A 25,529-nucleotide genomic window follows, 5' to 3' on the forward strand; every position below is an offset into this window, starting at 1 on the left:
CTCTTTTATTCTTTTTCGATGGCAATATCATCGATATACAGAACTCCGCTCCCGTTTTCCTGATCAGGAATGGAAATTTTCATAAAGTCTCCGCTGAGACTTTGCGGGTAATCAAATTCCTTATAAACCTTGATCCACTCTCCGCGCGCTAAACTCTGCAGATCAAATTCAGCAATGGGCGTATCCGTGCTGTTAAGTGATATAGATACCTTATCGGCAGTAGAATAGGGATCCACCCAAATTTTTGCCGATAGCCGGTAATTCCCGTTTAATAGGTTGACAGAGTTTTCCGGTGCGATTGCTGTAGCCTTTGTGTTTTTTCCGCCCGTGTACTTCAGGCTCCAGGTACCTTTGGCAAATCTTTCGTTGCGCACCCGTTGCAGGCTCTGTGCAGACTGCTCATCTATAAGCCAGAACTTTTGATACTTATTGTTTTCCGAATTCTCCGGAACTAGATTTAACGGGCGGTTTTCTTGCTCATACAGAATTGGGCCTTCGAAGCCAAAGAACGCCCGGTCCAACAAATTGGACTCAGGTTTTTGCCATACACGAACATAGTCTATTTCATAGGTCGCCGGTAACTGATCTTCGGTCGGTAAGCCTTGCCATACAAATATTTCTGAGTCCAGCCATATCTCCATTGGATTCGTTAGCACCCAGTGTTCACCGACCTCTTCCTGAGTCACCTCGTGCACCAACTTTCCATCCAAATAAAACTTTAAGTAGTCCTCTCCCCATTCCGCACCATATACGTGGAACTCCTCTGCCACATTAAAGGACAAATCCGTTTTATGGCCGAATTTTCGTGTCGGCCGTACTGCGGGCGGTTGCCAGTCATGCACAGAGGCTTTCAAGGTATTGCCTTTGATATCGACATCCCCTTTCAGGGTCGGCCGGCCCATTTGTTCGTATATATCGAGTTCCTGCTGATAACCAATGGCCCAGAAAGAGCTGGTCATCGCCGCATCGGCGGCTTTTGATCGCACTTCCATATAGCCGTTCAGAAAACGCTTTTTACTTACCACGGCACCGGTTGTCACGGGGACCTTCTGCCCTTCGTGAACACCGTAGAAATTTCCCTCGTGCCCTTCGCCAACGGCAAAGCTATAGTCCGGCTCCCAGCGGGAAGTAATCTTCAGCATTCCGCCTTCAACATAGACATTGTGAGGCGCAAACTGCGAAGGTGCGCGCCCTTTCCAGATGTAGTAATCGCCGTTCTCGCCTTGCACGAACCACTTACTGCGGTCGAGTGAATCACCGCTGAATTCGTCACTGATATCCTGATTGAGTACCCAGTTACCGGTATTGGTCGGGTCCGATGCTGGAAGAAGCAGTTGCTTTCGCTGTGGTTCCATTGTTGCGGATTCCGGTGCTGTTGGCCGGCTGGCACCGTCGCACCCTGTGGCCATCAGTACACCCGCAGCGAGTACACTAAGTGGCAGTAGTTTGATTTGCTTGCTCACTTGGTCTTTCCCTCAGCCTCATCACTATTGTCACGCGCTGGTGAAGCACAGCGCTGATTATTTTTTGATTGAACACGCTCTTGCCGACAAACCGACAGCGCCACCTCACAAGATAGAAATAATATAAACATATGATGTTTAAAGGCAAGGCATGATTTTGCCGCTTACAGAGATTTTTAGAGGATGGAGTTAGCGAGGAGGGGGGATAGGTGTGTCGAAAAGAGAAAAACAGTAAGAAAACGCCGTGTTGGAGTTACAGCAACACGGCGCTGTCCGGTACCCGGATTGGCAACTGCTATGTGCAGGACGCCATTTCTCTGTAAAGGCGCTCAGCAGCGTCTTCCAATAGCTTGCTGGTAAGCTGCTCCGCCAAATCGCCGTCGCGGGCGGCAATCGCTTCCAGCACTTCACGGTGAAAAGGCACAGACTGGAGATTGCTTTCCCTGGTCTGGTTAGTGATTTTGATGCTGACCAACAGCGCCGAGTAGATGACACCTTCTATGGCAGTGAGTATATCGTTGTGCGCGGCACTGAGTATGGCCTTGTGGAACAGCGCATCGGCGACCACAAAACCTTCCGACGAACCGACGGACGCTTCCATCTGATCGCAGGCGGCGCGTATCGTGGCGATGTCTTCCTCTGTACCGCGCTCCGCGGCCCAGCGGGCAGCCTTCGGTTCAAAGGCAATCCGAATTTCCAGCAGTTGCTTCAGGAATTCGTGATTGGGCGGCGCAGACAAGTGCCACGCGAGCACATCGTCATCCAACAGAATCCAATCCGTTCTGGGGCGTACCCGTGTCCCAATTCCGCGCCGCACATCCAGCATTCCCTTGCTGACCAGAATCTTGACCGCATCCCGTATAACCACCCGGCTGACTTTAAAACGCTCCGCCAGCGCATTTTCTTCATCGAGAAGCGTACCGGTTTCAATGGCACCGGCAACGATACGGCGTCCCAGTTCGCGGGCCACCTGTACGGAAAGGCTCGGCGACATAGACGCCGAACGTTTTAGATCGTAGTAGACAAGTTCGCTCATGACATGCATCTAAACATAGCATCTTCAACTTGCCAAGCGTTTATTCCACCCGGGTTCAAACGGCAATTTCCCCAGCGGTATCAACGACCACCACCTTTGGGCAATCCTCCGCGGAATCAAATAAAAAACGGACAACAGCGCAATCAAGTTTCAATTGTTTCCAGGCGGAGACGGCAACTCGCGTCATTCAAGAGCTTTTCAGTGAGCGTCTCCGCCATATCCCCGTCGCCAGCCGCTATCGCTTCATACACTTCCCGATGAAACGTAACCGAGGCGCCGTTTTCCCGCGGATCTTTGTTAGTGACCCGGATACTGACCAGGAGCGCGGAGTAGATCACCCCTTCCATGGCGGTAAGAATACTGTTCCGCGCAGCCTTGATAATGGCACGGTGAAACATGGAGTCGGCGATCACAAAATCCTCCGCGGCGCCCCCCTCCTCAGCCATACGCGTACAGGCTGCCTCAATTTCAGCCAAATCCTCCGCTGTCGCACGCTCAGCAGCCCAACGCGCGGCCTTGGGCTCGAACGCCAGGCGAATTTCCATCAACTGTTTCAGAAACGCAGGATTTGGCGGTGCGGAGAGATGCCAGGCGAGTACATCATCGTCGAGCAGTATCCACTGGCTGCGCGGACGGACCCTGGTACCAATGCCGCGGCGCACATCCAACAGACCTTTGCCCACCAGAATTTTTACCGCATCGCGGATCACCACACGGCTGACCCGGTAGCGCTCGGCCAGCGCGTTCTCGTCATCAAGCAGGCGCCCGGGCTCTATAGCACCGGACACAATCCTTCGCCCCAGCTCTCTGGCCACCTGCACAGAGAGGCTTGGGGACATGGTCGGGGCACGCTTCAGGTCGTAAAAAATTAGCTCACTCACGGCACCAATTTAAACATAACATGTTTAAACCCACAATTGAAAATGCCTTTCCCGGGACCGTCAGATCACACCGCTCAGCTCCCGCTCCGTGCACATATCCAGCGCGGCCAGAGCATCGCGATTGTATGCTACCCGCTCTTCCGCATTTAGCTCCCGCGGACGCACCCCTATCTTGATCCCCAGAAAGTCCAGTCGGCGCCAGTCCGCCACTTCCAGGCTCTTCGCTATCTGCTCGGCGGTAAGCAGAGACGTCTCTGCAAAATGCCCTTCTGCAAAAACAGGGGCCGGCGGCATATGTGTGTCGCACCACGCACCATAGGGCGTTTCCTCCGGAGAAACCCCGGAGAACATGAGGCCGCGCAGAAGTCCGGCTTCCCTTGCCTGGCGCAGATGCGACAGAGGGCCCTCCACACTGCGGGCTTCGAGAGCGGAACGCCCCCAATTGATAGACAGGCCGATATCACAACCGCAGCGTTGGTTGACGGACTGTACGGCTTGTATCTCCTCTTCCAAGGTCAGAAATCCCTTCTCAGCCGCTGCGTCTTCAATGTGAGCATCGCAGTGCTCAATGACCAACTGCGCACCGTCCCAGTCCCAGGACTGGATCTCCTCCAGGGACGCGATCAATGAGGCTGTGGAAGAGGCCGCACGAGCCCGGTTCGGACTGGTGTGCAATTGAATAAAATCCACCGCCTTGCGCCCCAGTGACTGATTCAGTTTCAGCACCGCCTCGCGCATCTGTCGATAAAAAGCGATACCTTCTGCCCGGCCGATCGCATCGTCGGAAGCGATGCCAAAAGCAGCGTGATCGCCAAGGCGCAGCATAATTCCGGGGACACCGGTGAACACGAAATCCCATCCGGGATCAATGTTCTCTAAAAACCACTGATCATCATGAGGATGAAGATGGCCGGTAAACGGGTGCTCGATCCCGCGAATATTACCCAGTTGCTTAATGCCGTTGAGATACCGGGCCTGCAGCTCCGGCTGCCAGGTTTCGGTGACCGGCGCCGTCGCATAGGCCGCAAGAATATATTTCATAAATCCAGAGCTCCTGAAGCAGGTTGCTGTCGGTAAAAGGCAGACCGCAATAAGACCTCTGATGAATTCGCTCCTGGAGTTTCCAGCAGGGCCACTTCCGGGCGGCTCGTTCCAATGGTGGATTGTCCCCGCCGTACTCAGCCAGTCGGACAACCTTCCCGTCTGGCATCAATGTATCTAAAGCACCAAAAAGCGACGTAATCAGAGGTGCCCTATTTTACGCTCCGCACATACTCCCGGTATATCCCCACATAGCGTTCAGCGTTCTCGCACACTTGAGCGCAATCCATTCCCGCCCGGTACAAACCCGAGCCCAACCCAAAACCGGAAACCCCCGCATCCAGGTACTCTGGCATTGCCGCTGGTGCTATGCCACCCACCGCAAGCACCAGCAGATCCGGCATTACTGCGGCAATCACTTTAAAACCTTCAGGCCCCAAACTACTGGCCGGAAAAATCTTCAAAGCGTCTGCGCCGGCGTCGGCGGCAGCCAAGGCTTCCGTAGGAGTGCAGAATCCCGGTACCGACACCAGACCCAGACGCTTGGTTTCCCGTATTACCGCCACATTGGTATTCGGAGAGATAATCACCCTCCCGCCCGCATCGGCAACGGCCCGCACTTCCTCCACTGTTAGTACGGTACCCGCACCTACCAACACTTCCTTACCAACAGTCTGCGCCAGCATCCGAATACTCGAGTAGGGATCTGGGGAGTTAAGCGGAACTTCGATCACCTGAAAGCCGGCACTCCGCACGGCTTCACCAATGCCGATGACTTCATCCGGCGTCACTCCCCGCAAAATCGCGACCAATGGCAAGTCCGCAATATAGGTGGCAAATTCAGAGGCTAATGTTTTCACACTCACGGTTGCACTCCTTTAGTGCAGGTATCAATCATTCCCGCCTGTGTCGCAATAGCAAACAAACCATTGCGCACTGTATCGCTACCATCCAAACACCGACAATGAATGCCGCGTCGCTCCAGGGCAAAACGGTAAAGCTCGGTTAAATTACCGCCCCCCACAAGGGTGACGCGGGCAGGCATTCCGATACTGTTTACCACGGTATGAATCTCAGTGCCGATTAACAAACCGGATAGGTAACTGCGCACTTCCTCCGGTGCGAGTGTCAGGCTGCTGTTCGTAACAGCGGAAATCACAGCGCTGCGCGCACTGAACAATGTATGCAATAAATCCGGGTACGCGCTTGCGGTATCAACGCCACGCTCAAACACATGACGGCTAAAAGTGTCGGTAGGTGACACTGGAGACTCCTGGGGGATAGCACGCCCGATGATACTTTTTTCAACCAAAAGGCTGAAAAGTTCACCCGTCATAAAAGTGGTGAAATCACTGATACCGGTTTCTGATTTGTCATGCCCCCCTTCAAGCTTTGAAAGACGCACCCATTTCGAGTGGGTACCCGGCAGGCAATAGATGGGAAATTCCGTGCAGGCGGGGTCCGTCTCTTCATCTTTCAACGACATACGCACGGCACCGAGGAGCTGAACTTCTTCACCGCGCATCACATCGGGCAAGCCGTTAAAAGAGACACCTCTGATTCCCGGCACCATAGCCATTGGCAGTCCGGCGCTATTGTCGACCTTACACAACTTTCTCCCCAGCTCAGACAAGGGCAAAGGGCAATCCACATACCCCGCATCCCTCCACCCCTGTGCGCTTCCTACCATACCGGCCATCAATACCGGCATAGGTCTCTCCTGCAGCCAGGCTGTGATCTGCCCCAGCAAAAAGGTTTCAAATTCAGACGGTGCTAGTGTCAGCATACCCTGGGGCTGCAAACGCTCGGCAAGCACCCGCCCGTCCCGATCCAGTAGAAAGGCGCGAAAGTTTGAGCTGCCCCAATCGACCGCAATAATCGCTGGAATGTCTGTATCTGTATTTGGCATTGAGAAATCTATAAGGGGGTCGCGCCCCGTATGGAATAAAACCGTGAATAACCAAGCACCGTCAAAGAAAAACACATGTAGCAGGTAGAGAGGGCATTGCCGCTGAATGTGGAAATTGAAACGAAAGAGGCACATTCACACGCGTAAAAAATATTTTATCGTCTACCCTTCCCGCACATGAACCACAGCGCTATACAAATTTCCCGAGACACCCGGCTTTTCAGGCTGTTACTTCAAAATGCTTGATAAACGCCCGGTCCGGCTCAATTCCCAATCCAGGCCCCTGGGGCAGACCCACAGTTCCGCCACTGGACCGGACCTGTTCAAGAATATTCAGCGGCTCTGTCAGTAATTCTTCGCGGAAGCGGTTTGGGGTAGTGTCATACTCCAGCATCGGCTGAACCGGATGCGCGGCACCGGGAATATCGGGCAACGCGGCCAGAAGGTGCAGATTTGTCCCTACGGCTACCGCCGAACCCCATACGTGATTAACCACAGGAATAAAATGCGCACTCGCCAGAGCCAGCACCTTTTGATATTCGGTAATTCCACCCAGCGCGCAGACTTCAGGTTGAAGAATGTCAACACAGCGATTACGAATCAGCTCTCGGTGCCCCCAACGGGTGAACTCGCATTCGCCCCCGGATATATTAATATCCAGTGCCTCGCAAAGCGTTCGATACCCTTGATAATCTTCTGGAGCCACCGGCTCTTCGAACCAGTCGACGCCCAACTGTTCAAACGCACGCCCCATAGGTATGGCTTCCCGTGTGGTATAGGCGTGATTTGCGTCGACCATAAGTCCCACATCCGAACCAATAGCGCTGCGCACGGCTTCCACTAGTTCGATATCCTTTTTCTGGCCTAAACCAACTTTCATTTTCATGGCTCTGAAGCCCATCTCGCGAATGGCCGCGGCTTCCATTTCGAACCGCTGCTTCAAATCCGGCACCCGTTGCAACATCATACCGTAGCCGTAGGCCGGTATCCGTTCCCGAAAAGCGCCACCAAGCAATTGATACACCGGTAAACCCAGCGCTTTTCCGGCGATATCCCAAAGTGCAATATCCACACCGGACAACGACTGAATGGGCATCCCTTTCTGACCGTGATCGCGCAGGAGGTTGTACACTTTGTGCCAGATCAATTCCCGATCCATGGGATTCATCCCCAATACCATGGGCTGAATCACTTTTTCCACAATAACCTTATTGGCGAAAGCGACATCCCCGCCACCAAAACATTCTCCCCATCCAGTGATGCCTTCGTCAGTCTGCACTTCCACCAGGTGCGTGGTGCGCTTTAGATAATATTGCTGTGAGTACCCCAACTCCTCCTCAAGGTCATACTGCAGAACGTGGCTGACGATCTTTGTGATTTCCATGGCGCTTCCTTCAATCAGTGTTCTATGGCCCGGGTTACACGTTTTATTGCCAAATAGTCGTCCAGTGCCAACGGTGAACAGTCCACACCAATCCCGGACTGTTTGACGCCGCAGTGCGGCAGGTCAATTGCGTACTTGATACCGTTTATCTGCACTTCGCCAAAGCGCAGTTTTTCCGCACACCAGTCCGCTTTTTTCCGGTCTTGAGTAAAAATAAATGAGGAGAGACCGGCTTCAGTGTCGTTGGCGGCGGCAATGACGGCTTCGTCGTCATCGAAGGTCAAAAGACTGATCACAGGTCCAAAAACCTCCTCCCGGTAAATACGCATCTTTTCACTGACTCCGTCGATCACTGTCGGCGCGTAAAAACTTCCGCGCTCCACACCCTCGGGCCGGCCGCCACCGGTCAACAGCCGCGCCCCATTTGCGACGGCATCCCGCACCAGCCCGTGGATCCGCTCCCAGGCGGCACCGTCGATCACTGGCCCCATATCGATATCGCCATGGCGGTCATAGCCCACTTTAACCGCGTGCGTGCGCGCCAAAACTTTTTCCCGAAAGCTGTCCACGACTTCGCTGTGCACAAAGACCCGGTTAGGGGTAACGCAGATTTGTCCCGCATTGGCAAACTTGACCCCGCACACAACATCCGCAGCCAGATCCAGATCGGCATCCGGGAAAATCAACACCGGGGCATTGCCACCCAGTTCCATGGAATAACGTTTGATCGAGGTGGCGCCATTGCGCATCACATGCATTCCGGTCTGCGTGGAGCCAATCAATGTGATCAGCGCCGGAATAGTGGATGAAGAAATTGCATCGCCAATTTCGTGGTCCACACCGGAGATGATATTCACCACACCCGCAGGAAGACCGATATGCGCGCAGAGCTCGCCTACGGCGTAGGCGGACAAAGGGGTTTTCGATGAAGGCTTGATAACTATCGGGCAGCCTGCGGCCATCGCCGGACCGAGCTTGTAGGCGAGATTCAACAGAGGAAAATTCCAGGCCAAAAACGCGGCCGCTACACCAACGGGTTGCCGGGACAACAGGTGTACATGGGTACCATCTCTGTCCACAAGGGATTCCGCATGTATACGAGATATTTCTTCTGCGTAATAGGCGAGACTGTGGGCTAGCATGCGGAAATCTTCCTCGGTGGACGCCCACGGCTTGCCCATTTCGAGATGAACGCATTCCCGTAAATGCTCTTCCGTGTCCAGCACCGCCTGGCGCAAGCGCTGCATCCACTCCACTCGCTCTGCAATACTGGTTCCGGACCAAAGCGGAAAAGCGCGCTCCGCCGCTTCCAGAGCTAAACAGGCATCCGCAACACCCGCCTCGGCAACCCGCCCTACCACCTGTTCGGTAGCGGGATTCACCACATCCATGGTGGCATTACCTTCACATAATTCGCCACCGATATACATACACTTGGAAAGCGTCATAAATCCCCCTATAGGCCCCTCACCAGCGTGTACAGCGGCAAAATCGTGCTATACCCGGTGTTCGTCTCGCGGCAATCTGGCATCTGTCAGGCGGCAAGAACCGCTATTGCCGTTGCCGACAATTTAAACATATGATGTTTGCACAAACAAGATGTTTTGCCTACACCTCAATACAGGCACACGGCAATGAATCCTATTCTCCGTGTAACAACCCGCAGCCCTGATACACCGAATGAGTCCGAGCTAAAGAAAAGAAAAAAAGAAAAAAGCTGATCCGCAAGAGAGATCAGCGCAAAAACTTTACACGCGAGGTACAAAGTAAAGAGATAAGTGATTAATCGTGGTAAACCACCGAGCGGCCGCCGTCTACAATCAGACTCTGTCCGGTCATAAAGCTGGATTCATGACTGGCCAAAAACACCGCTGGATAGGCAATTTCCTCCATACTGGCATTGCGCCTGAGCGGATGTATTGTCGCGATGGCGGCCCGCGCGGCATCCGGGTCATCCGTTGCCTCCCAGGCTTTGAAGGCATTTGGGGTTTCCACCATGCCCGGGCAGAGTGCGTTCACTCGAATATTGAAAGGGCCGTACTCCACCGCAAGATTGCGGGTCAATCCGATGATCGCATGCTTGGTTACTGCATAAGGAAAATACTGCGGAACGATTTGGAAGGCATGTACAGAACCGATATTGATAATGCTCCCGCCACCCGCTTCTTTCATCAGGGGCAAAACTGTGCGGCAACAATGCCAATAACCATCCAGATTTACCGCAAAATTGCGCCTCCAGGCATCATCCGATACAGACAACGCATCTTTCCCCACCTCAATCAGCGCTGCGTTGTTCACCAGAATTGAGGGATTCCCCAAGCGCCTGCAGGTCTCGGCTACCATAGCCTGTACAGCCTCCGGATCCGCGACATCCGTATGCACGAATGTCGCTCCCGGCCCTTCCCTGTTCAGGCGGTCGGCCGCTTCCTGACCCAAGTCCGCATTAATATCTGCGATACAAACTTTTGCCCCTTCGGCCAGGTACCGCTCGGCGATAGCGCGGCCAATGCCGTCTGCCGCACCGGTAATAATTGCGATCTGATTTTTCAGTCGCGCTGACATCTGCCACCTCACAAACTCAACTGGGGAACTTCTGCTTTGGGCGCGTAACTGTTGTTATTGGTTGCGGAGCACTCAGGCAATACGATGGACATAGCGAAAACGTACAAAATCCTTATATCCAATGATATCGAACTGCGCATCTCATTATTCGCTCTTCCCCTCTGACCCAGGATCCGCTCTATCGCAGGGAGCAATCTCATCAGAACTTCCCTGGGAAGCGCCAGAAACCCGGGAATACACTAGGTCTTTTTCGATCTGCTCAATCGATTTGTTTTTTGTCTCCGGCAGCAGAAACAGCATGATTATTAACCCCCCGAACGCGAGGGCACCATAGTTCAGGAAGGTATTGGCTGCCCCCAGGTTCTCCAGCTGCCAGGGAAAGAACTGCTGAATCAAATAACTGGAAATACTCTGTACCAAGGCGGCAAATGGCATCGCTACGCTGCGCACCCGGCTGGAGAAAACCTCCGAAAAAATCACCCACATGACCGGCCCGATGGACATATTGAATGCAGCGAGGAAGGCGAAGATACCAAACAGGACAAAAATCCCATTGATATCGATTGTCGCGTTAATAATCGCCCCGCTAACAAGCGGGAGATCTTTCTTGGAGTAAACCGCTGCAAGATCCTGCTTCAACGCCACGTCATCTTCATACACCTTGCCTACAAAAGACTGCAGCGGTGCAGTATCCACCTGTTGCGCCTGTAGGGTTTCCAGTGCAGACGCACTCAGCGTATAGTGGGCCGATTCAAAACCGTACCAGGTGGAAACATGGGCAACGGCGATCAACGCCAGCCCCACCAGTGTCAGGAAACGGCGACCCAGCTTTTCCACGCAGGTAATGGCCACCAGGGTAAAAATTACCGCTACCGCACCCAGCACAACCGTCTGCATAAAACTGTCTTCCACGCTCATGCCGACCTGCTCGAAAACCGTCGGCGCGTAAAAAAGAACCGCATTCATGCCCGTGGCGCCTTGTACCACGGCGTAGCATACAGCCAATGCCAGTACCAGGCGCATCGGTTTACCGAAGAGACATTTCAGCTGTGCAACTGTGGTATTTCGGCTATCCCTATCGATACTTTCGCGTACGCTTGCAACCAGACGGTTGGCGTGGGAGGCCGGACCCACTCTGGAAAACACATCGCGAGCCTCTTCAATGCGCCCTTGGGTCACCAACCAGCGGGGAGATTCTGGAATCGTCAGCAGCAGGGAAAACCAGATAATGTTTGGCAGTAGTTCGAATCCCAGCATAAAGCGCCAGACATTATCGTTATTCAGCCAACTGCTTTCCGCCAGAGCCTTAACCAGAAAAAAATTAACGATAAACGCCAACAAGCTGCCGATGGTGATCAGCAACTGATTGATCGCGACAAACTTACCGCGCTTATCCGGCGGAGCCACTTCGCCGATATACATGGCGGAGACGGTGATTGAGGCAAAGGCTACACCGCCGATAAAGCGACCGATCACCAGCATGGTATAGCCGGTGGCGAACGCGGAAATTAATGTGGAGAGTGAGTAGGTTGCGGCAATGGCCAGCAGGATTTTTTTGCGCCCGAACCGTTCACAAAAGCCGCCGGTAAAAAACAAGGCGAGAATCACCCCGACAATGGCACATCCCACCAAAGTGCCCACCTGCATGGCCGAGAGCTCAAATTGTGAGCTGACAAACCGCACGGCACCAGAAATATTTGCAGCATCGAGGCCAAATACAAAACTGCCAAATGCGGCGATCAATGCGAATCGGGTGACGCTGCTGCCGGCATTACCCGCCACCTGGGAGACGCCGGCCGCACCCATGGTGCCGACATCGGCTGTGTTGTTATTCATTTTACACCCGGTGAAAAACCGTTATTAATTATGCGACATATTTAAACATATGATGTTTAGATCAGCAATACCCAAGTCTACATCTCAGGCAATTCGACCTCGGCCACCTGGGGCTGTTTTTTTAAGAAAAGGCACTGCACAGGGGTGTGGAGCACCAATCCGCGCGATTGTGTAATGCGGGTCCGGCGTTGCGGCCCGCGGCAGAAAGCCGGCGGGCACCCTCCGCCGCCATAATTTCCTGCGCGCGGAAAAAATCTTGTGCGGAACCAGGCTTCTCAGGCCCCCTCCAGCACAACCGCAGGCTCAGGGCGCCCTTTCACTGCATTTTTAAAAACCAAGGTAACACCCGCGGGCGTCGGGGTATCCGCCGCATTCTCTACCCCGACGGCCGCCGTAGTAACATACAGGTCTGTATAGTCCGGCCCACCAAACGCCGGACACGTCGTGCGGGGTGTGGCCGCGAACAATGCGCCGCGCTCTTTACCGTCAGGTCCATAACAAACCGTACGCGCCCCGTCCCACAGGGATGTCCACAGGCCTCCATCCACGTCCAGCACTGCGCCGTCGGGAATCATTCCCTGTTCGCGAAAATCCAGAAATATTTCCGGTGCCCCCGAAGGCCATCCCGTATCGGGATCCAGAGCCAGGCGATAAATAAGGTTTTCCGCTGAGTCCGCGTAATAGCCCAAGTTGCGCCTGCGATCGAAACAGAGCCCATTGGGTACAGAGAGCCCCTCAACCAGTTTACGCAAAGTTCCCCGGTACCAACGATAGAGATTCCCGCAACCGGCCTCCCCGTTTTTACTCATGGTTCCTATCCAGAATCCGCCCCAGGGGTCGGCGCGGCCGTCGTTGCTGCGGTTGGAAGGAATATCCGGTTCCAGTGTACACAAAAGCTGTTTCTGCCCGGATTCCACGTCAAACAGATTGAGTCCACTCTCGCAGGCGACCAAAAGACGCTCTCGATCTACCCAACCAATGGCGGTAGGCATTTCCCCCAATTCCCATGCCTGAACTCCGTCAGGCCCTTTGCCCAGCAGCCGTCGACTAAGGATATCCACCCAGTACAGAGTCTCCCTTTGTGGATGCCACAATGGACCCTCACCCAGGCTGCACTCCCGCTCATCAAATATTTCAGGCCGAATAGCCGCGGCCTCACCGGACACTTGATTGGTCACGATTGGATTCTCCTTTGATGCGGCGATGCCTTGCCGAGACAAGCCCAGGCCACAAGCCAGCGCACTCAGCAACAGCTGCCTGCGATAAATAGGAAATCGTTGATTTTTATTTTTCATTAATCACTCTGCGGTATGTGAATCACCAATTGGTGACAGAACCATCGGGTTTCCGCAGGTGTGGTGGTTCTGCGGAAACTGGTGGCGATGCGCGAAATGCCGCTTCATTGACTTCCACGCCGAGCCCGGGCAAATCCGGCAGCACAAATGCGGTTCCGTCCAATGTATGCTGAACAGGAAACAGCGCCCGGTCGTGAAAACCAAAAGTGCAGAAAGGCCCCTGGTGGGTCTCCATCAGGCTGAAGTTGGGTACCGCTGCCGCAAAGTGATTTGAAGCGGCGGTACAAACCGGACCGAGCGGATTATGCGGCATAACGTCCACATAATACATTTCCGCCAAAGCGGCGGCTTTCATTGCCTCGGTGAAGCCACCAATATTGCACACATCCACCCTCAGGTATTGGGTGAGGCCACGTTGTACAAAGGGCACCGCAGCCCATTTGGAACTGAATTCTTCGCCGATCGCAAAGGGCACGTCTGTCATGCTGCGCAAAGCAGCATAGGCATCCGGCGACTCATTGCGGATCGGCTCTTCCAGGAAGTCCAGGGTTCCCGGAGCCAAACGCTGACAAAACGATGCCGCCTCGGCGACACTGAGACGGTGGTGATAGTCTATTCCCAGGGTGATGCCGGGGCCGATTATTTCCCGCAACATACCGAGACACCGGGCGGTTCGGGCGATGGATTCAGCGGGCTGGAAAAATTCTGGATTATTAAAGCCGGCGGGAATAACACGGATACAGGTCCACCCCAGGTCGATCAGAGCTTTGACTTCTTCGGCCAGCGCATCCAGGTGATCGGGGTCGGCTTCGGTATAGCAGCAGGCAAAACAGGGGATGCGTTCCCGCTGTTTTCCACCAAGCAGTTGATAGACGGGAACCTGCAGAGCCTTGCCGACAATATCGTACAGGGCAATATCGATGGCGGACATAGCCGCAGTCAGCACTCTACCTCCCTCAAAGTACTGACTGCGATAGATCTCCTGCCACAGACGGCCGATTTGCCGCGGGTCCTTCCCGCGCAGAAACGCCGCGAAGTGTTTCACCGCACCGATGACCGCGTGCTCGCGGCCGGAGAGTCCAGACTCGCCCCAGCCCACCAGACCGCTCTCGGTAACCACCTTGACCAGCAGCTGGTTTCTGCTGCCCACTGCGCCAAATAAGCTTTCTATGGATTCAATTTTCAAAGCATTATCCTCAGGCTCAGGCATCCGGCTTTTTTGGTACACGGTATTGATCCATGCGGTCGATATCGTATTTTTCATACTTGCGCTTTAGCAGCCAAAGCGGGCGCTGCAGGGTCAGCTCCCAGGCAAAGAGCTTCTTGAACATGCTCCGCACTCTCTGCGGATGCACCGCCGCAAGGTCATTCTGCTCGCCGATGTCCTCTGCCAGGTTATAGAGTTCCGCCGGGCGGTCTGGATAACGGATCAGCTTCCAGTCGCTGTCACGAATTACAGCCCGGGTCTCCTTTTTCCAGAACAATGTCTGGTGTGGACGTCCGCGCTTTTCCCCTGTCAGATAGGGAATCAGATTGACACCATCTAGAACCGACGCATACTTTTCTCCACCCGCGGCTTCGTAAAAGGTCGGCAACAGATCCAAGGTGGATACGGGAAAGTCGTAATCAACGCCGCCAGCCAACTTCTCCGGCCAGCGCATCAGGAAGGGAACCCGCAGTCCGCCCTCCAAGTGATTGGATTTGGTTCCAGCCAGAGGATAGTTGCTGGACCCGTTTTTATCCGACGGGCCGCCATTGTCATTGGAGAAAACGACGATCGTATTTTCCGTCAATCGCAATTGTTCCAGCTGGTCCATAACGCGCCCGATTCCCCGGTCCATGGCCAAGGTCATCGCCGCCAGCTCACGGCGCTTACCGGAAAGCTGTGGGAAGCGACGCATATCTTCCTCCAGCGCCTCCATTGGCGTATGTACTGCGTTAAAGGCCAGGTAGACGAAAAAAGGCTTATCGCGGTTTTTGCCGATGAAATCTACTGCTTCATCGGCCAGCACATCGGTCAGGTAACCTTCATGCTCTTCATAATGGCCAAATCCACGTTCTAACTTTTTATCAAAGGCAGCCTCGACATTGCCCAGCGGATTCGCCTCATCATATTTAAAATAACTGCGGTCGCCGCCGCGAAATCCATAAAACTCATCAAACCCCCGCTTTAACGGGTGGTAGCGGTCCGCGTCTCCCAGGTGCCACTTTCCGATCATAGCGGTTCTGTATCCACGATCTTTCAGGTATTCCGCCATGGTTTTCTGTTCCAGAGGAAGACCCATCTCCGCCCCCTTGAGCGCTGAATTTTCACTCATGAACCCCGGTACATTAATCTCTTCGTAACCGAACCTCTGCTGGTATTTTCCAGTCATCAGACCGGCTCGCGAAGGACCACAAGTGGCGTCCGATACATAACCCTGGGTAAAACGGATCCCCTCAGCCGCCAGCTTGTCCAAATTGGGGGTCTGCATCACCTCGCTACCCTGGAAACCAAAATCGTTATAACCCGCATCATCGGCTAGTATTAGAACGATGTTGGGCAATCGGTTTTTATCCTTGCCATCGGCACAAGCTAATTGAACAAAAATGAATGACAATAAAATGAGTAGTAATTTTTTCATTGCACTAACCATACAGGTATTTTCCCGTTATACCGGTTATTTCCCAGCCGGATTTCAGGCACCCATAACCCGAATATCACACGGTCATAAATTCCGCAGAAAAAAGCCCCTGAGCATCCGGACAAACAACCAGAAAGGCATCAGGGGCTAATTACAACATCGATCCTAAAATTGCATCAGAACATATAAGTCACACTGGCACCAAAGTAGCGCTCATAGTCTCTCGGGTAGAACAATGCCTGATTGCCATACTGGTCGAGATACTTGAAGGTAGTGTAGCTCTCATCCAGCAGGTTTTTAACAAACAGATTTCCGCGCAGTTTGTCGTTGCCGATACCAATATAGAGGTCCAGGACATCGTAATCTGCGTTCGGCTCAATACCCTGCGCAATCATGTTGGCAGATGGAGAAAAATCACCCTCATAGCGCCATACCATATTGACATTGGTATCCCAGCCGGTTTCGCCAATCTCGCGATTGTAATTGATTGTGACCAATGCCTGCTCTTCCGCATTGTTCGGGAATGGCAATCCAGTCTGATCGAAGACAATTTTTCCTCCGAGTGAACTGCACCGGTCCGCGAGGCTACCCCCGGGGCAGTCCACCGGAGTATCGGCAAAATCCTCGTAGGTTGCTTCATAATTGGCATAGCTTGCAATCAACTTCAAATCAGAGCTGAGCTTGTACACCATGTCGGCTTCAATGCCGGTAGAGCGAACCTCGTCCGCGTTTACATATCCGGAAAAAATGGTATTTGACGCTTCATCAATCAAACGCGACGCGCGCACCTGGTAGTCTTCCACGGTCATGTCAAAGTACGTCAGATTGAAGTGCAACCTGTCGTCGAGCAACCGTGTGCGCAATCCGAACTCAATATTAGTCGACTGTTCAGGGCGGGTCGGAAAATACTCCGCCTCATCCGGATTGGTATTACTGGTCACAAAGTAAGACGGGCCCTTGTAACCGGTGGAGTAATTCACATATGCCCGGATATTCTCACTGAAGTCGTATCCCAGCACCGCCTTGTAAATAAAGTCTGAATTGGAATCAGAGAATTTTGATCCCGGGAGATCATTGCGCACCAGAGACGGATCTGTTTTGGACATCGCCAACACTTCAGCATAGGTTTCCATACCTGTGCCATCGACCGGCGGACGTAGCCAGAGAGCATCAAAGGAAGCGGAACTTTTCTCGTGCAGAGCACGGAATCCGAGTGTAGCATCTAAGTTGTCGGTAATCTGATATTCCAGCTGTCCGAAGATCGCGGTATTCGTGAAGTCTGCGGTAAAGTCACCCGAGGATAGGTTGCGGTCGGCCTGGAGCAAAGACCTGTCCTGCACACCAGTCGATTCGTAATGATCGATAAAGGCCAAGGCGGACGCATTGCTGACACAACCGATCATGACACCGTCCTCGATGACGCCTCTGGAACTAGCGCCGCCACCACCGACGCAACCGTCGGTAATTTCACTGCGCTGACCGGAGGTATCGTGGAAGAAAGCTCCTAAAACCCAATTTAAGGTGTCGTTATCAAAGTCACTGATCCGCAGCTCCTGTTGAATAACTTCAACCGACTCGTTACCGCCAAAATGCTCACGGTGTACAGGAAACTTGAAGGTGAAGAAACCGGAGCTGTTATTCAATTCGAAGTCCCGGTAACTGGCCAGATAAGTCAGTGAAATGCCGTTGTCGAAGTCATAATTCACTTCGGTTGAGAGGCCGGAATTTTCGATAGTGCCATAGTTGGAAATCGGGTTACGCGCCGTTGCCGGTTCCCCATAATCATTAAACCCTGGTTCGGAATCGATTTCGTTATAAGCGGAGGCAGTGACAACACCGCCCTCAATACGCACCACAGGTTTGGGCCCGTAATACGGATCGGCCTCGGCTTTTACCATGGAGCAGCAATTGGTATCCCGCTCGGAGTAGTCCAGACGCACCAGTACATTGAGATTACTGCCGTCATCATAAGCCAGCTGTCCGCGCAGACCCTTGCTTTCTTCCATCCCCACATCTTCGCCGCCGGGATACTCGTTGCGAATCCAGCCATCCTGTTCTTTGTGCTGAATATTGACACGGGCCGCCCAGTGATCATTGATTGGCATATTGATCGCGCCACCTACCGAGCGACCGTTAAAATCGGTCACTTCCGCCTTGACACTACCGTAAAAACTGTCGAAATCCGGACGTTTTGTCACATAGTGGATAACACCTGTAGAGGTATTCTGGCCAAACAGCGTTCCCTGGGGGCCACGCAATGCCTCAACCCGCTCCACATCGGCGATAGCAAGGTTCATCATGGACTGGCGCGGCAGCACCTCGCCATCCACAACCACCAGGTTGGATGACTGCAGCCCAATGGAATTGGTGAAAGTGCCTATACCGCGGGTTTTCAGTGTAGTAGTACGAATTTCGTTGCTGTCATCAATACCGAAGCCTGGAAGATACTTAACAATATCGAATCCAGTATCCACACCCAATTCTTCAACCACGTCGCCCGACAGCACCTGCATGGAAACCGGTACATCCTGCACGGATTGCTCGCGCTTCTGCGCGGTTACCACCACTTCCTCCAGGGCGTCAGACGGCCTGGTTTTCGTCTTGGCTGCAATCTCTTCCGCAATGGCAACATTGAATAGTGTGGCTACCGAGCAACATCCGAGCAACACCGCACTGCGCATGGGGCTTTGACTTTTATTTTTCACGCCTTCCCTCTCATCTTTTTATATTGAATTATTTTGGCGGGCGCTCACCTTCCCGAGGGAACCTGTGAACAATTCGCATGCGCCCCGTAATACGTTTCGGAGCCTGGGGCAGTGGAGCGAACACCATAAGGCATAAGTGCTTCCCTGTATCGCCGCCGGTCACCTTTCTGTAACTAGCTGTTGCGCAGTGCCCATCCCATCACTTTAAAGTCCCATTAACCTGAAATATATCCTTACCTTCAGGTGCGAATTCATCAGAGCTCCCCAGCCAGCACTACCGGCCTCGGCAAAGCTGATCGCCCAATAGCTCGCTCGCGCACAAAGAACGAGCGAATGGTTAGACATCCTGCCCCTTACAGGGGCTGCGTACGGAGCAAGACATCATGGATTCATAATATACATGTAAACATATGATGTTTGTCAATAGATTACATTCCAGTATGATGAGAGGGCTAGTGACACGGCCCGCCTGTATGGCCGACAAGACATAAGAAAAGCGAATATGTACAAAAAGCCCCTCCTGCCTGTAATGCTGGCAGTTGCGCTGATGTTGCTCACTTTCGCGGGATATTTAGCGCTTTTTCCCCAGCCCGCCCGGCAAACCGGACTCCCCGCGAATGAAAAACACCCCCGATCAGCCGCCCAAAGCCAGTACATAGGTTCCGCAGTCTGCTCAGACTGCCATCAACGGGAAACGATGCTTTGGTTGGGGTCACATCATGATGAATCGATGCAGCGGGCCACCAAGGTTTCCGTCAAGGGAGATTTCTCGGGTGCCCGCCTCAGCGCACTCGGTTTTGAGCATCGCTTCTATTCAAAAGGCGACACTTTCTGGGTTGAAACCCAGGGGGAGGAAGGCGTGGCCAAGTCCTATCAGGTGCTCTATACGTTTGGCACCGAACCACTCCAACAGTACCTTGTGGCAACAGAAAAAGGGCGTTTGCAGGCACTTCCTTTGGCGTGGGATACGGAGCGCTCCCTCTGGTTTCACCTGCAGGAGGACCTGAAGCCCAAAACCGGGGAATGGATACATTGGACCGGCGGCGGCATGAACTGGAACAGTATGTGTGCCGACTGTCACAGCACCGGCCTGAAAAAAAACTACGTCCCCGCGGACGACCGCTACGAGACAAGCTGGCAGGCGCTGGACGTGGGGTGTGAAGCCTGCCACGGCCCCGGCGCGGCACATGTGAAACAAGCGCAGGCCGGGACCACCATCAACCGGGCACTACTGGACATGATTCGCGGGGAAACGTCGCAAAAAACCGTGGAGAAATGCGGCCGCTGCCACGCGCGCCGGGAACAGCTGACCCCAGCGTTTGAACACGGTGGGCATTCCATGCTGAATCACTACCTACCCGATCCACTATCTCAGGGGCTTTACCACAGTGACGGGCAGATAGACCAAGAGGTATTTGTATACGGGTCCTTTACACAGAGCCGCATGTATCAATTGGGCGTCACCTGTACCCACTGTCACGATCCGCACAGCGCAAAAGTCAAACGCGAAGGCAACGCGCTCTGCCTCGGGTGCCACGCCGCCCAATACGCGACGCCGGCGCACCATCATCACAGCCCGGACGGAGCGAGCCGCGAGAACACAGCCTATGACAGGGGTACAGGGGATCAATGCGTGGATTGCCATATGCCGGGCAAGGTATACATGACCAATGACTTCCGACGGGACCACAGCCTGAGAGTTCCCAGGCCCGATCTGAGTGCCAAGTTCGGAACCCCCAACGCCTGCAACAACTGTCACGGGGACCGCTCTCCCGAATGGGCGGCGGAACAGGTGCGCCTCTGGTTTGGAGACACCCGGGCGCCACACTACTCGGACACCCTCACCCGGGCAGCGGTGGACCCATTGGGTACCCGACAAGCCTTGATTACCCTGCTGCAAGACCCAGCTCAACCCCATATTGCCCGCGCGGCGACGGTACAATATCTAGCCCAGTTGATGCCAACAGATCCGGCAGTGCGCCAAGCGCTGCTGCACGGCCTGGACGACAGCAACGCGCTGATCCGGGCAACCATCGCACGTGCCATGTACGACCTGCCCCTGGAGCAAAAGTTGCCGGATCTATTGCAACTTCTTGACGACCCGGTGACCGCAGTGCGCATCGCCGCGGCGCGCAGTTTAGTGGAACTTAAGCCCAACAGCCCGGCCTGGCATACCCTGAACCGAGATACACACAATTTACTCGCCAAAGCGGCAGAGGAATACCAAACGCAACTAACGGTAAACAGCGATTTTGCCGCATCGCATATTCAACAGGGTACCGACGCCCTGAAATCCGGACGCGAAGAAGATGCTGCCCGGCACTTTGTCCGCGCGCTGGAAATCGACGACCACCAAAATGCCGCCCGAATGTCCCTCGCCCAGTTGCGCTACCGCCAGGGTGACATCACAGCGGCGGAATCGCTCTATCGGAAAGTCATCAGCCAGGAGCCGGATGCCGCAGCCCCGCACTACGCACTTGGGCTTCTGTTGGCGGAGTTGGGGCAATTGACAGCAGCGGAAACAGAACTTGAAGCAGCGGCCCGTCTTGGTGCCAATCCGCGCGCTTGGTATAACCTCGCGGTGCTGCGGCATCAACAAGGGCGCGCGGATGCGGAGAAAGCCTATTTGCAGGCACTGGAATTATCGCCGGGTAACCCCGAGTTTACTCAAGGACTGGCGAGCTTTTATGTGCAAAATAAACAATGGCGGAAAGCCCGGACACTGATAAAACAGTCGCTGTCGGTCAACCCAAACCACCCACTTTTGTTACGGCTGCGGCAATTTTTGGCGCAAGCCCCCCAAACATAGGCCACAAACACATTCGCGACAGCACTAAGGTTGCTTCCGGGGCGCCCAGCGATGGGCGCAGCGGCGTTGTTACCGCGCGCTGGCGTCCCTTGCGCGAAAATTCACGCCTTTTCTTTTTTGAATCCACATCTCCACATAAAGCGCCTTTGTCACTGGGGTAAACGTAGGTTTATTTCGCATATCAACCCCGTCACCTCAATTCTGCAATAAAGCTCTCGTTTTCACTCCGACAAACAGATGACATATTGCAAATGCATTCGTATGATGTTTGGATTTGTACGCTCACTCGTTGAGCGATCATCTCAGCGTAGCGAGATAAAACAATAAATTTTTCTAGCGAAGAGAGTCCGACATGAAAACGACGCATACACTGGCGGTCCTGCTGCTCGCCAGCTGCACCGCCGTACAAGCCCAAGACATACGGCCACTGGGTGCCGTTGAAGGTGAAATGCGCTGGAAGGAGCTCGGTAACCGTACCGATGACTTCGAAGGCAATAGCCTTAACACCGCAAAATGGATCAATGCCCCAAGTGACTTGGTGATCGGCGCCTGGACATTCGACGAAAACAACACCTATGTGCGGGATGGAAAACTCAATATCATCGCAACCCAGGAAACCCATACCCGGCCATTTCGCGACAGCTGCCAGGGCGGCGCGACGGTACAACGCGAGCTCTACTATAAATCTGGGGCAGTAAAGTCGGCGGCCGACGGTGTTTACGGCTATTACGAAGCGCGAATCAAAGGCGTAAAAATCTTTCCCGGCCTGAGCCCCGCTTTCTGGTTATACAGCGACGGCCACCCCTATCCCGATCGCAATGTTCCCGGCAGCGTGGATTACAGCGAAATTGATGTGGTCGAGCTGCAGCAGGCCGACTGGTATGGCCCCGGCCCAGACGATGCGGACCCTGTCAATGTTATGGATCACAACCTACACGCCCGTATTGTCGGCGAGGACGGCAAAACCTACTGGCGGCGCCCGAAGCCCTACCCGGAAGCCCAGCTGCTCAAATTCGAGGCACCTTTTGATCCGTCGAAGGACTTCCACACCTACGCGGTAGAAAACCGCAAGGATGTCATTCGCTGGTATGTAGACGGCGAACTCATTGGAGAAAAACCCAATCTGTTCTGGCACCGTCCCATGCACGTCATCTTTTCGATGGGCCTTCGCCGCCAACTCATCAAATACAACGATGCGTGCAATCGCGCAGACCCCAATCCGGACACAGTAACTGCGGAGGGCTTCCCAGAAGACGCCACCATGCAGGTGGAATACGTGAAGACCTGGGAAGTATTGCCCTCTATCTGGGTCGATAACAAAAACAAATACCTGACCACTGACTATGAAACCGGTGGCAAACTCGAAGTCGTGGTCAACTACCACGGCGGCAGTAATCACCATGTAGTTGGCGATAAATACAACGGCATCACCGTGAATCTTGTGGAAAAAAATACAGATGGCTTCGTAAGAATTGTTGCCAGCGCCAACGATGCATCGGTAACCAGTGAAGAAAAGCGGTACGGTGGACAAACGACACTTCGCCTGGATCTCAGTGGCGTTACCCCCGCTGACCAATTGCCCCAGGGGCATTACTACGCCCTTGCACCGGTATTCCGCTCTTCCAACGGCAGCGACATTTTTCAAATGGGGGAACTTCAGCCCATCAAGGTGGTTGACCGCCAAAGCCCCGGGCCCGTGGCAGTCACCGGGGTATCGGTCTCAGCCGATACCACTGAGCTGCAAGTTGGTGAAACAACCCGCCTGGAAGCCACGGTTTTCCCGGCAAATGCGGACAACCCCGATGTCAGCTGGCACTCGAATAACATGCAGGTTGCCACTGTTGACCAGCAGGGACAGGTGCAGGGCAAATCTGTCGGCAATGTAAAAATCACGGTTACAACAGAAGATGGTAGACACAAAGCCTCGACCAAACTATCAGTGGTATCCTCCAGCGGCGATGGGGAAAGCTGCACAGGGGGCTGGGTGCCCGTCAGCGGTGTGCATGTCACACCGGACAGCGGCGAGCTTTCTGTGGGGCAAAGCATAAGGATCACACCCACAGTCACACCGGCATGCGCCAGTAACAAGCGCGTCGTGTTTAGCAGCAGCAATCCATCCGTGGCTATCGTGAATGCCGACGGCGTTGTCAGCGCAAAACGCGCAGGATCGGCAGAGATTACCGTGAAGACAAAAAATAAAGGAAAAACAGCGACTTATTCACTTACCGTAACCCCGTAACCATAGAAGCTCCCTTGGGTGTCCGGCACCTGCCGGGCACCAACCCAATGCCTCAGTTTCCCTCTTTCATACCAGTAAATTCTGTGATGAAAAAAACTGTGAACCCAGTTATTCATTACGTGAGACTGGCCGTTGATCTCGGGGCAAGAGGCAATGTCCATTCCACCACCAGGGCTTATTAGCTGGGCGAGAAGACGCTTTGTAGTCAAGAAAAAAGCATCAACGACTCGCTTATTATTTTATAATTCCATAAATTTTTCTTCGAACTTCAGACATGGCCACACCCGACACCGCAACGATCACGCCCTGCCATATCCGCGGCCTGTCCGCCTATAAGATGCAGAACCGCAGCTTATCCCTGATCGTGGTACCCCAACTGGGAGGGAAAATTGTCAGTTTATGTTCGGGCGTTGAAAAACAGACAGAGTGGCTTTGGCACAATGGGAGGATCAGCTACAAAGAGGCCGCGATCCAACACAGTTACACCGAACAACACGATACCGGTGGAATTGACGAGTGCTTCCCCAGCGTGGATGCCTGCACCCTGCCATCCCATGCCGGCCCACTTGCGGGCCTCCACTTACCGGATCACGGGGAACTCTACGGGCGCCCCTGGCGGGAAACGTCGGTGGGCGTGGATAGCAATGGTGCGGCTTTTATCACCCTAAAACAATCCTGCTCCACCCTGCCCTGCGAATTTCAGCGAACGTTAAAACTGAGTCCCGCTCAAAGTACTGTTTCGCTGGAATACCAACTGAACAATCCCGGCGACCTACCTTTTCCCTTCAGCTGGTGCCTACACCCCGCACTCCAACTGCGTCCAGGTATGCGCCTCATATTGCCGAAACACCACCGGCTACACTGCTCATTTGCCACGCCAAATGCACCTGTAACAACGGATGAAGTGGTCACTTGGCCAAAGACTGCCAATGCCTACGACCTTTCCTTAATACCAGATCCTGAAGCAGAAAAGCCGTTCGCAGCCAAGCTACTTTCTGCCACAGACCTCAGCGACTGCGGCAATGGGGGAGCCCTGATGATGGCCGGGCTACACAACCCCTACACTAATGAACAACTTCTGTTTGAGCTACCGATCACACAGATCCCCCATATCGCCCTTTGGTTGAACTATCGCAGCTGGGCGGGCGATGGTGGAAGACCTCATTTCAACCTGGTATTGGAGCCAGCTATCGGTAACGCCGACAGCCTCAAAACACTGATCGAACGTGGAACCGCCCCAACAGTACCACCACAGTCCTCTCGCAGCTGGTCATTCCAAATCCATATAAAGAAAACGCAAAATACCAGTGCGCAATGACTCCCTGTTTGCGGATAATGATTTAATACAGGCTAGAGAGCCTATGATTAATGCACTTCCTGGCCATAAAGAGACTTCGCGACCAATTGCTTGAGCGCCCGCCGCAGCAATCACATGGGTTAATCAGAGCTCCTTGGCTCGCCACCATCAAGCTTTGTCAACAATATACAATATGATATAAAGCAAGCCCGTGTTCCTCACTGGGCTAAAGTCATGTTTATAAGAATCATTTTGTTACTGCTTGGACTCATTTCCGCAGTCAGCGCAGCCGCAGAGTCACCTAAGGAACCTCTGATTAAGTCACTTTCTGATGGCTGAGGTGCTTCGGGGGCGGATGTGAAGCTCAGGTGATAGGACTGACATTTCGAAACCGACGGATACAGGGATGTATCCGTCGGAGCTACAGGGAAGTACTCGTGCGTTTTCG

At 53.7% G+C, this 25,529-nt stretch carries 17 protein-coding genes; 3 read left to right on the forward strand and 14 right to left on the reverse strand.

Annotated elements, in window-relative coordinates; translation table 11 throughout:
- Window positions 1-5: 5 nt before the first annotated feature.
- The 14 genes from A3224_RS10145 to A3224_RS10210 all read right to left on the reverse strand — a co-directional run bounded on the left by A3224_RS10145 (window position 6) and on the right by A3224_RS10210 (window position 18,736).
- Window positions 6-1,463 carry a family 16 glycosylhydrolase gene (locus A3224_RS10145; RefSeq protein WP_197462971.1) on the reverse strand — a complete coding sequence of 486 codons (1,458 nt, stop codon included), beginning with the start codon at window positions 1,461-1,463 and terminating at the stop codon, window positions 6-8.
- 295 nt (window positions 1,464-1,758) lie between these two features.
- Window positions 1,759-2,499 carry a FadR/GntR family transcriptional regulator gene (locus A3224_RS10150; protein WP_067157809.1) on the reverse strand — a complete coding sequence of 247 codons (741 nt, stop codon included), beginning with the start codon at window positions 2,497-2,499 and terminating at the stop codon, window positions 1,759-1,761.
- A gap of 143 nt (window positions 2,500-2,642) precedes the next feature.
- A complete protein-coding gene (locus A3224_RS10155) occupies window positions 2,643-3,380 on the reverse strand; it encodes a FadR/GntR family transcriptional regulator (protein ID WP_067154058.1) in 738 nt (245 codons plus the stop codon).
- A gap of 60 nt (window positions 3,381-3,440) precedes the next feature.
- Window positions 3,441-4,421, reverse strand: a complete 981-nt coding sequence (locus A3224_RS10160; protein WP_067154061.1) for a DUF4862 family protein — start codon at window positions 4,419-4,421, stop codon at window positions 3,441-3,443.
- A 212-nt stretch (window positions 4,422-4,633) separates the two neighbouring features.
- Complete coding sequence (locus tag A3224_RS10165; protein WP_067157811.1) at window positions 4,634-5,281, reverse strand: 2-dehydro-3-deoxy-6-phosphogalactonate aldolase; 648 nt, start codon at window positions 5,279-5,281, stop codon at window positions 4,634-4,636.
- Window positions 5,282-5,283: 2 nt separating this feature from the next.
- Window positions 5,284-6,465, reverse strand: a complete 1,182-nt coding sequence (locus tag A3224_RS10170; RefSeq protein ID WP_082817475.1) for a 2-dehydro-3-deoxygalactonokinase — start codon at window positions 6,463-6,465, stop codon at window positions 5,284-5,286.
- 85 nt (window positions 6,466-6,550) lie between these two features.
- The gene (locus tag A3224_RS10175; protein ID WP_067154067.1) at window positions 6,551-7,714 is read right to left on the reverse strand and encodes a mandelate racemase/muconate lactonizing enzyme family protein; all 1,164 of its coding nucleotides are present in this window, start codon (window positions 7,712-7,714) and stop codon (window positions 6,551-6,553) included.
- A gap of 14 nt (window positions 7,715-7,728) precedes the next feature.
- Window positions 7,729-9,162 (reverse strand): NAD-dependent succinate-semialdehyde dehydrogenase, encoded by a 1,434-nt coding sequence (locus A3224_RS10180; RefSeq protein WP_067154070.1) that lies wholly within the window; start codon window positions 9,160-9,162, stop codon window positions 7,729-7,731.
- Window positions 9,163-9,496: 334 nt separating this feature from the next.
- A complete protein-coding gene (locus tag A3224_RS10185; protein WP_067154073.1) occupies window positions 9,497-10,276 on the reverse strand; it encodes an SDR family oxidoreductase in 780 nt (259 codons plus the stop codon).
- Between the two features lie 144 nt (window positions 10,277-10,420).
- A complete protein-coding gene (locus A3224_RS10190; protein ID WP_231902352.1) occupies window positions 10,421-12,112 on the reverse strand; it encodes an MFS transporter in 1,692 nt (563 codons plus the stop codon).
- A gap of 275 nt (window positions 12,113-12,387) precedes the next feature.
- The gene (locus A3224_RS10195) at window positions 12,388-13,407 is read right to left on the reverse strand and encodes an SMP-30/gluconolactonase/LRE family protein (RefSeq protein ID WP_082817476.1); all 1,020 of its coding nucleotides are present in this window, start codon (window positions 13,405-13,407) and stop codon (window positions 12,388-12,390) included.
- A gap of 22 nt (window positions 13,408-13,429) precedes the next feature.
- Window positions 13,430-14,593 (reverse strand): mandelate racemase/muconate lactonizing enzyme family protein, encoded by a 1,164-nt coding sequence (locus tag A3224_RS10200; RefSeq protein ID WP_067157815.1) that lies wholly within the window; start codon window positions 14,591-14,593, stop codon window positions 13,430-13,432.
- 16 nt (window positions 14,594-14,609) lie between these two features.
- Window positions 14,610-15,953: a sulfatase gene (locus tag A3224_RS10205; protein WP_231902353.1), complete on the reverse strand. Its 1,344-nt coding sequence runs from the start codon at window positions 15,951-15,953 to the stop codon at window positions 14,610-14,612.
- A gap of 254 nt (window positions 15,954-16,207) precedes the next feature.
- On the reverse strand, window positions 16,208-18,736 hold the full coding sequence (locus tag A3224_RS10210; protein ID WP_156481461.1) for a TonB-dependent receptor: 2,529 nt from the start codon (window positions 18,734-18,736) through the stop codon (window positions 16,208-16,210).
- 730 nt (window positions 18,737-19,466) lie between these two features.
- Between A3224_RS10210 and A3224_RS10215 the strand changes: the two genes are divergently transcribed.
- The 3 genes from A3224_RS10215 (at window position 19,467) to A3224_RS10225 (ending at window position 25,102) form a co-directional block, all read left to right on the forward strand.
- Complete coding sequence (locus A3224_RS10215; protein WP_067154084.1) at window positions 19,467-21,545, forward strand: tetratricopeptide repeat protein; 2,079 nt, start codon at window positions 19,467-19,469, stop codon at window positions 21,543-21,545.
- Between the two features lie 352 nt (window positions 21,546-21,897).
- Complete coding sequence (locus A3224_RS10220; RefSeq protein ID WP_067154085.1) at window positions 21,898-23,784, forward strand: Ig-like domain-containing protein; 1,887 nt, start codon at window positions 21,898-21,900, stop codon at window positions 23,782-23,784.
- Between the two features lie 274 nt (window positions 23,785-24,058).
- Window positions 24,059-25,102: an aldose epimerase family protein gene (locus tag A3224_RS10225; RefSeq protein ID WP_067154087.1), complete on the forward strand. Its 1,044-nt coding sequence runs from the start codon at window positions 24,059-24,061 to the stop codon at window positions 25,100-25,102.
- The last annotated feature ends 427 nt before the right edge of the window (window positions 25,103-25,529 follow it).

It is taken from the genome of Microbulbifer thermotolerans (assembly GCF_001617625.1).
GTDB classification, from domain to species: Bacteria; Pseudomonadota; Gammaproteobacteria; order Pseudomonadales; family Cellvibrionaceae; genus Microbulbifer; species Microbulbifer thermotolerans.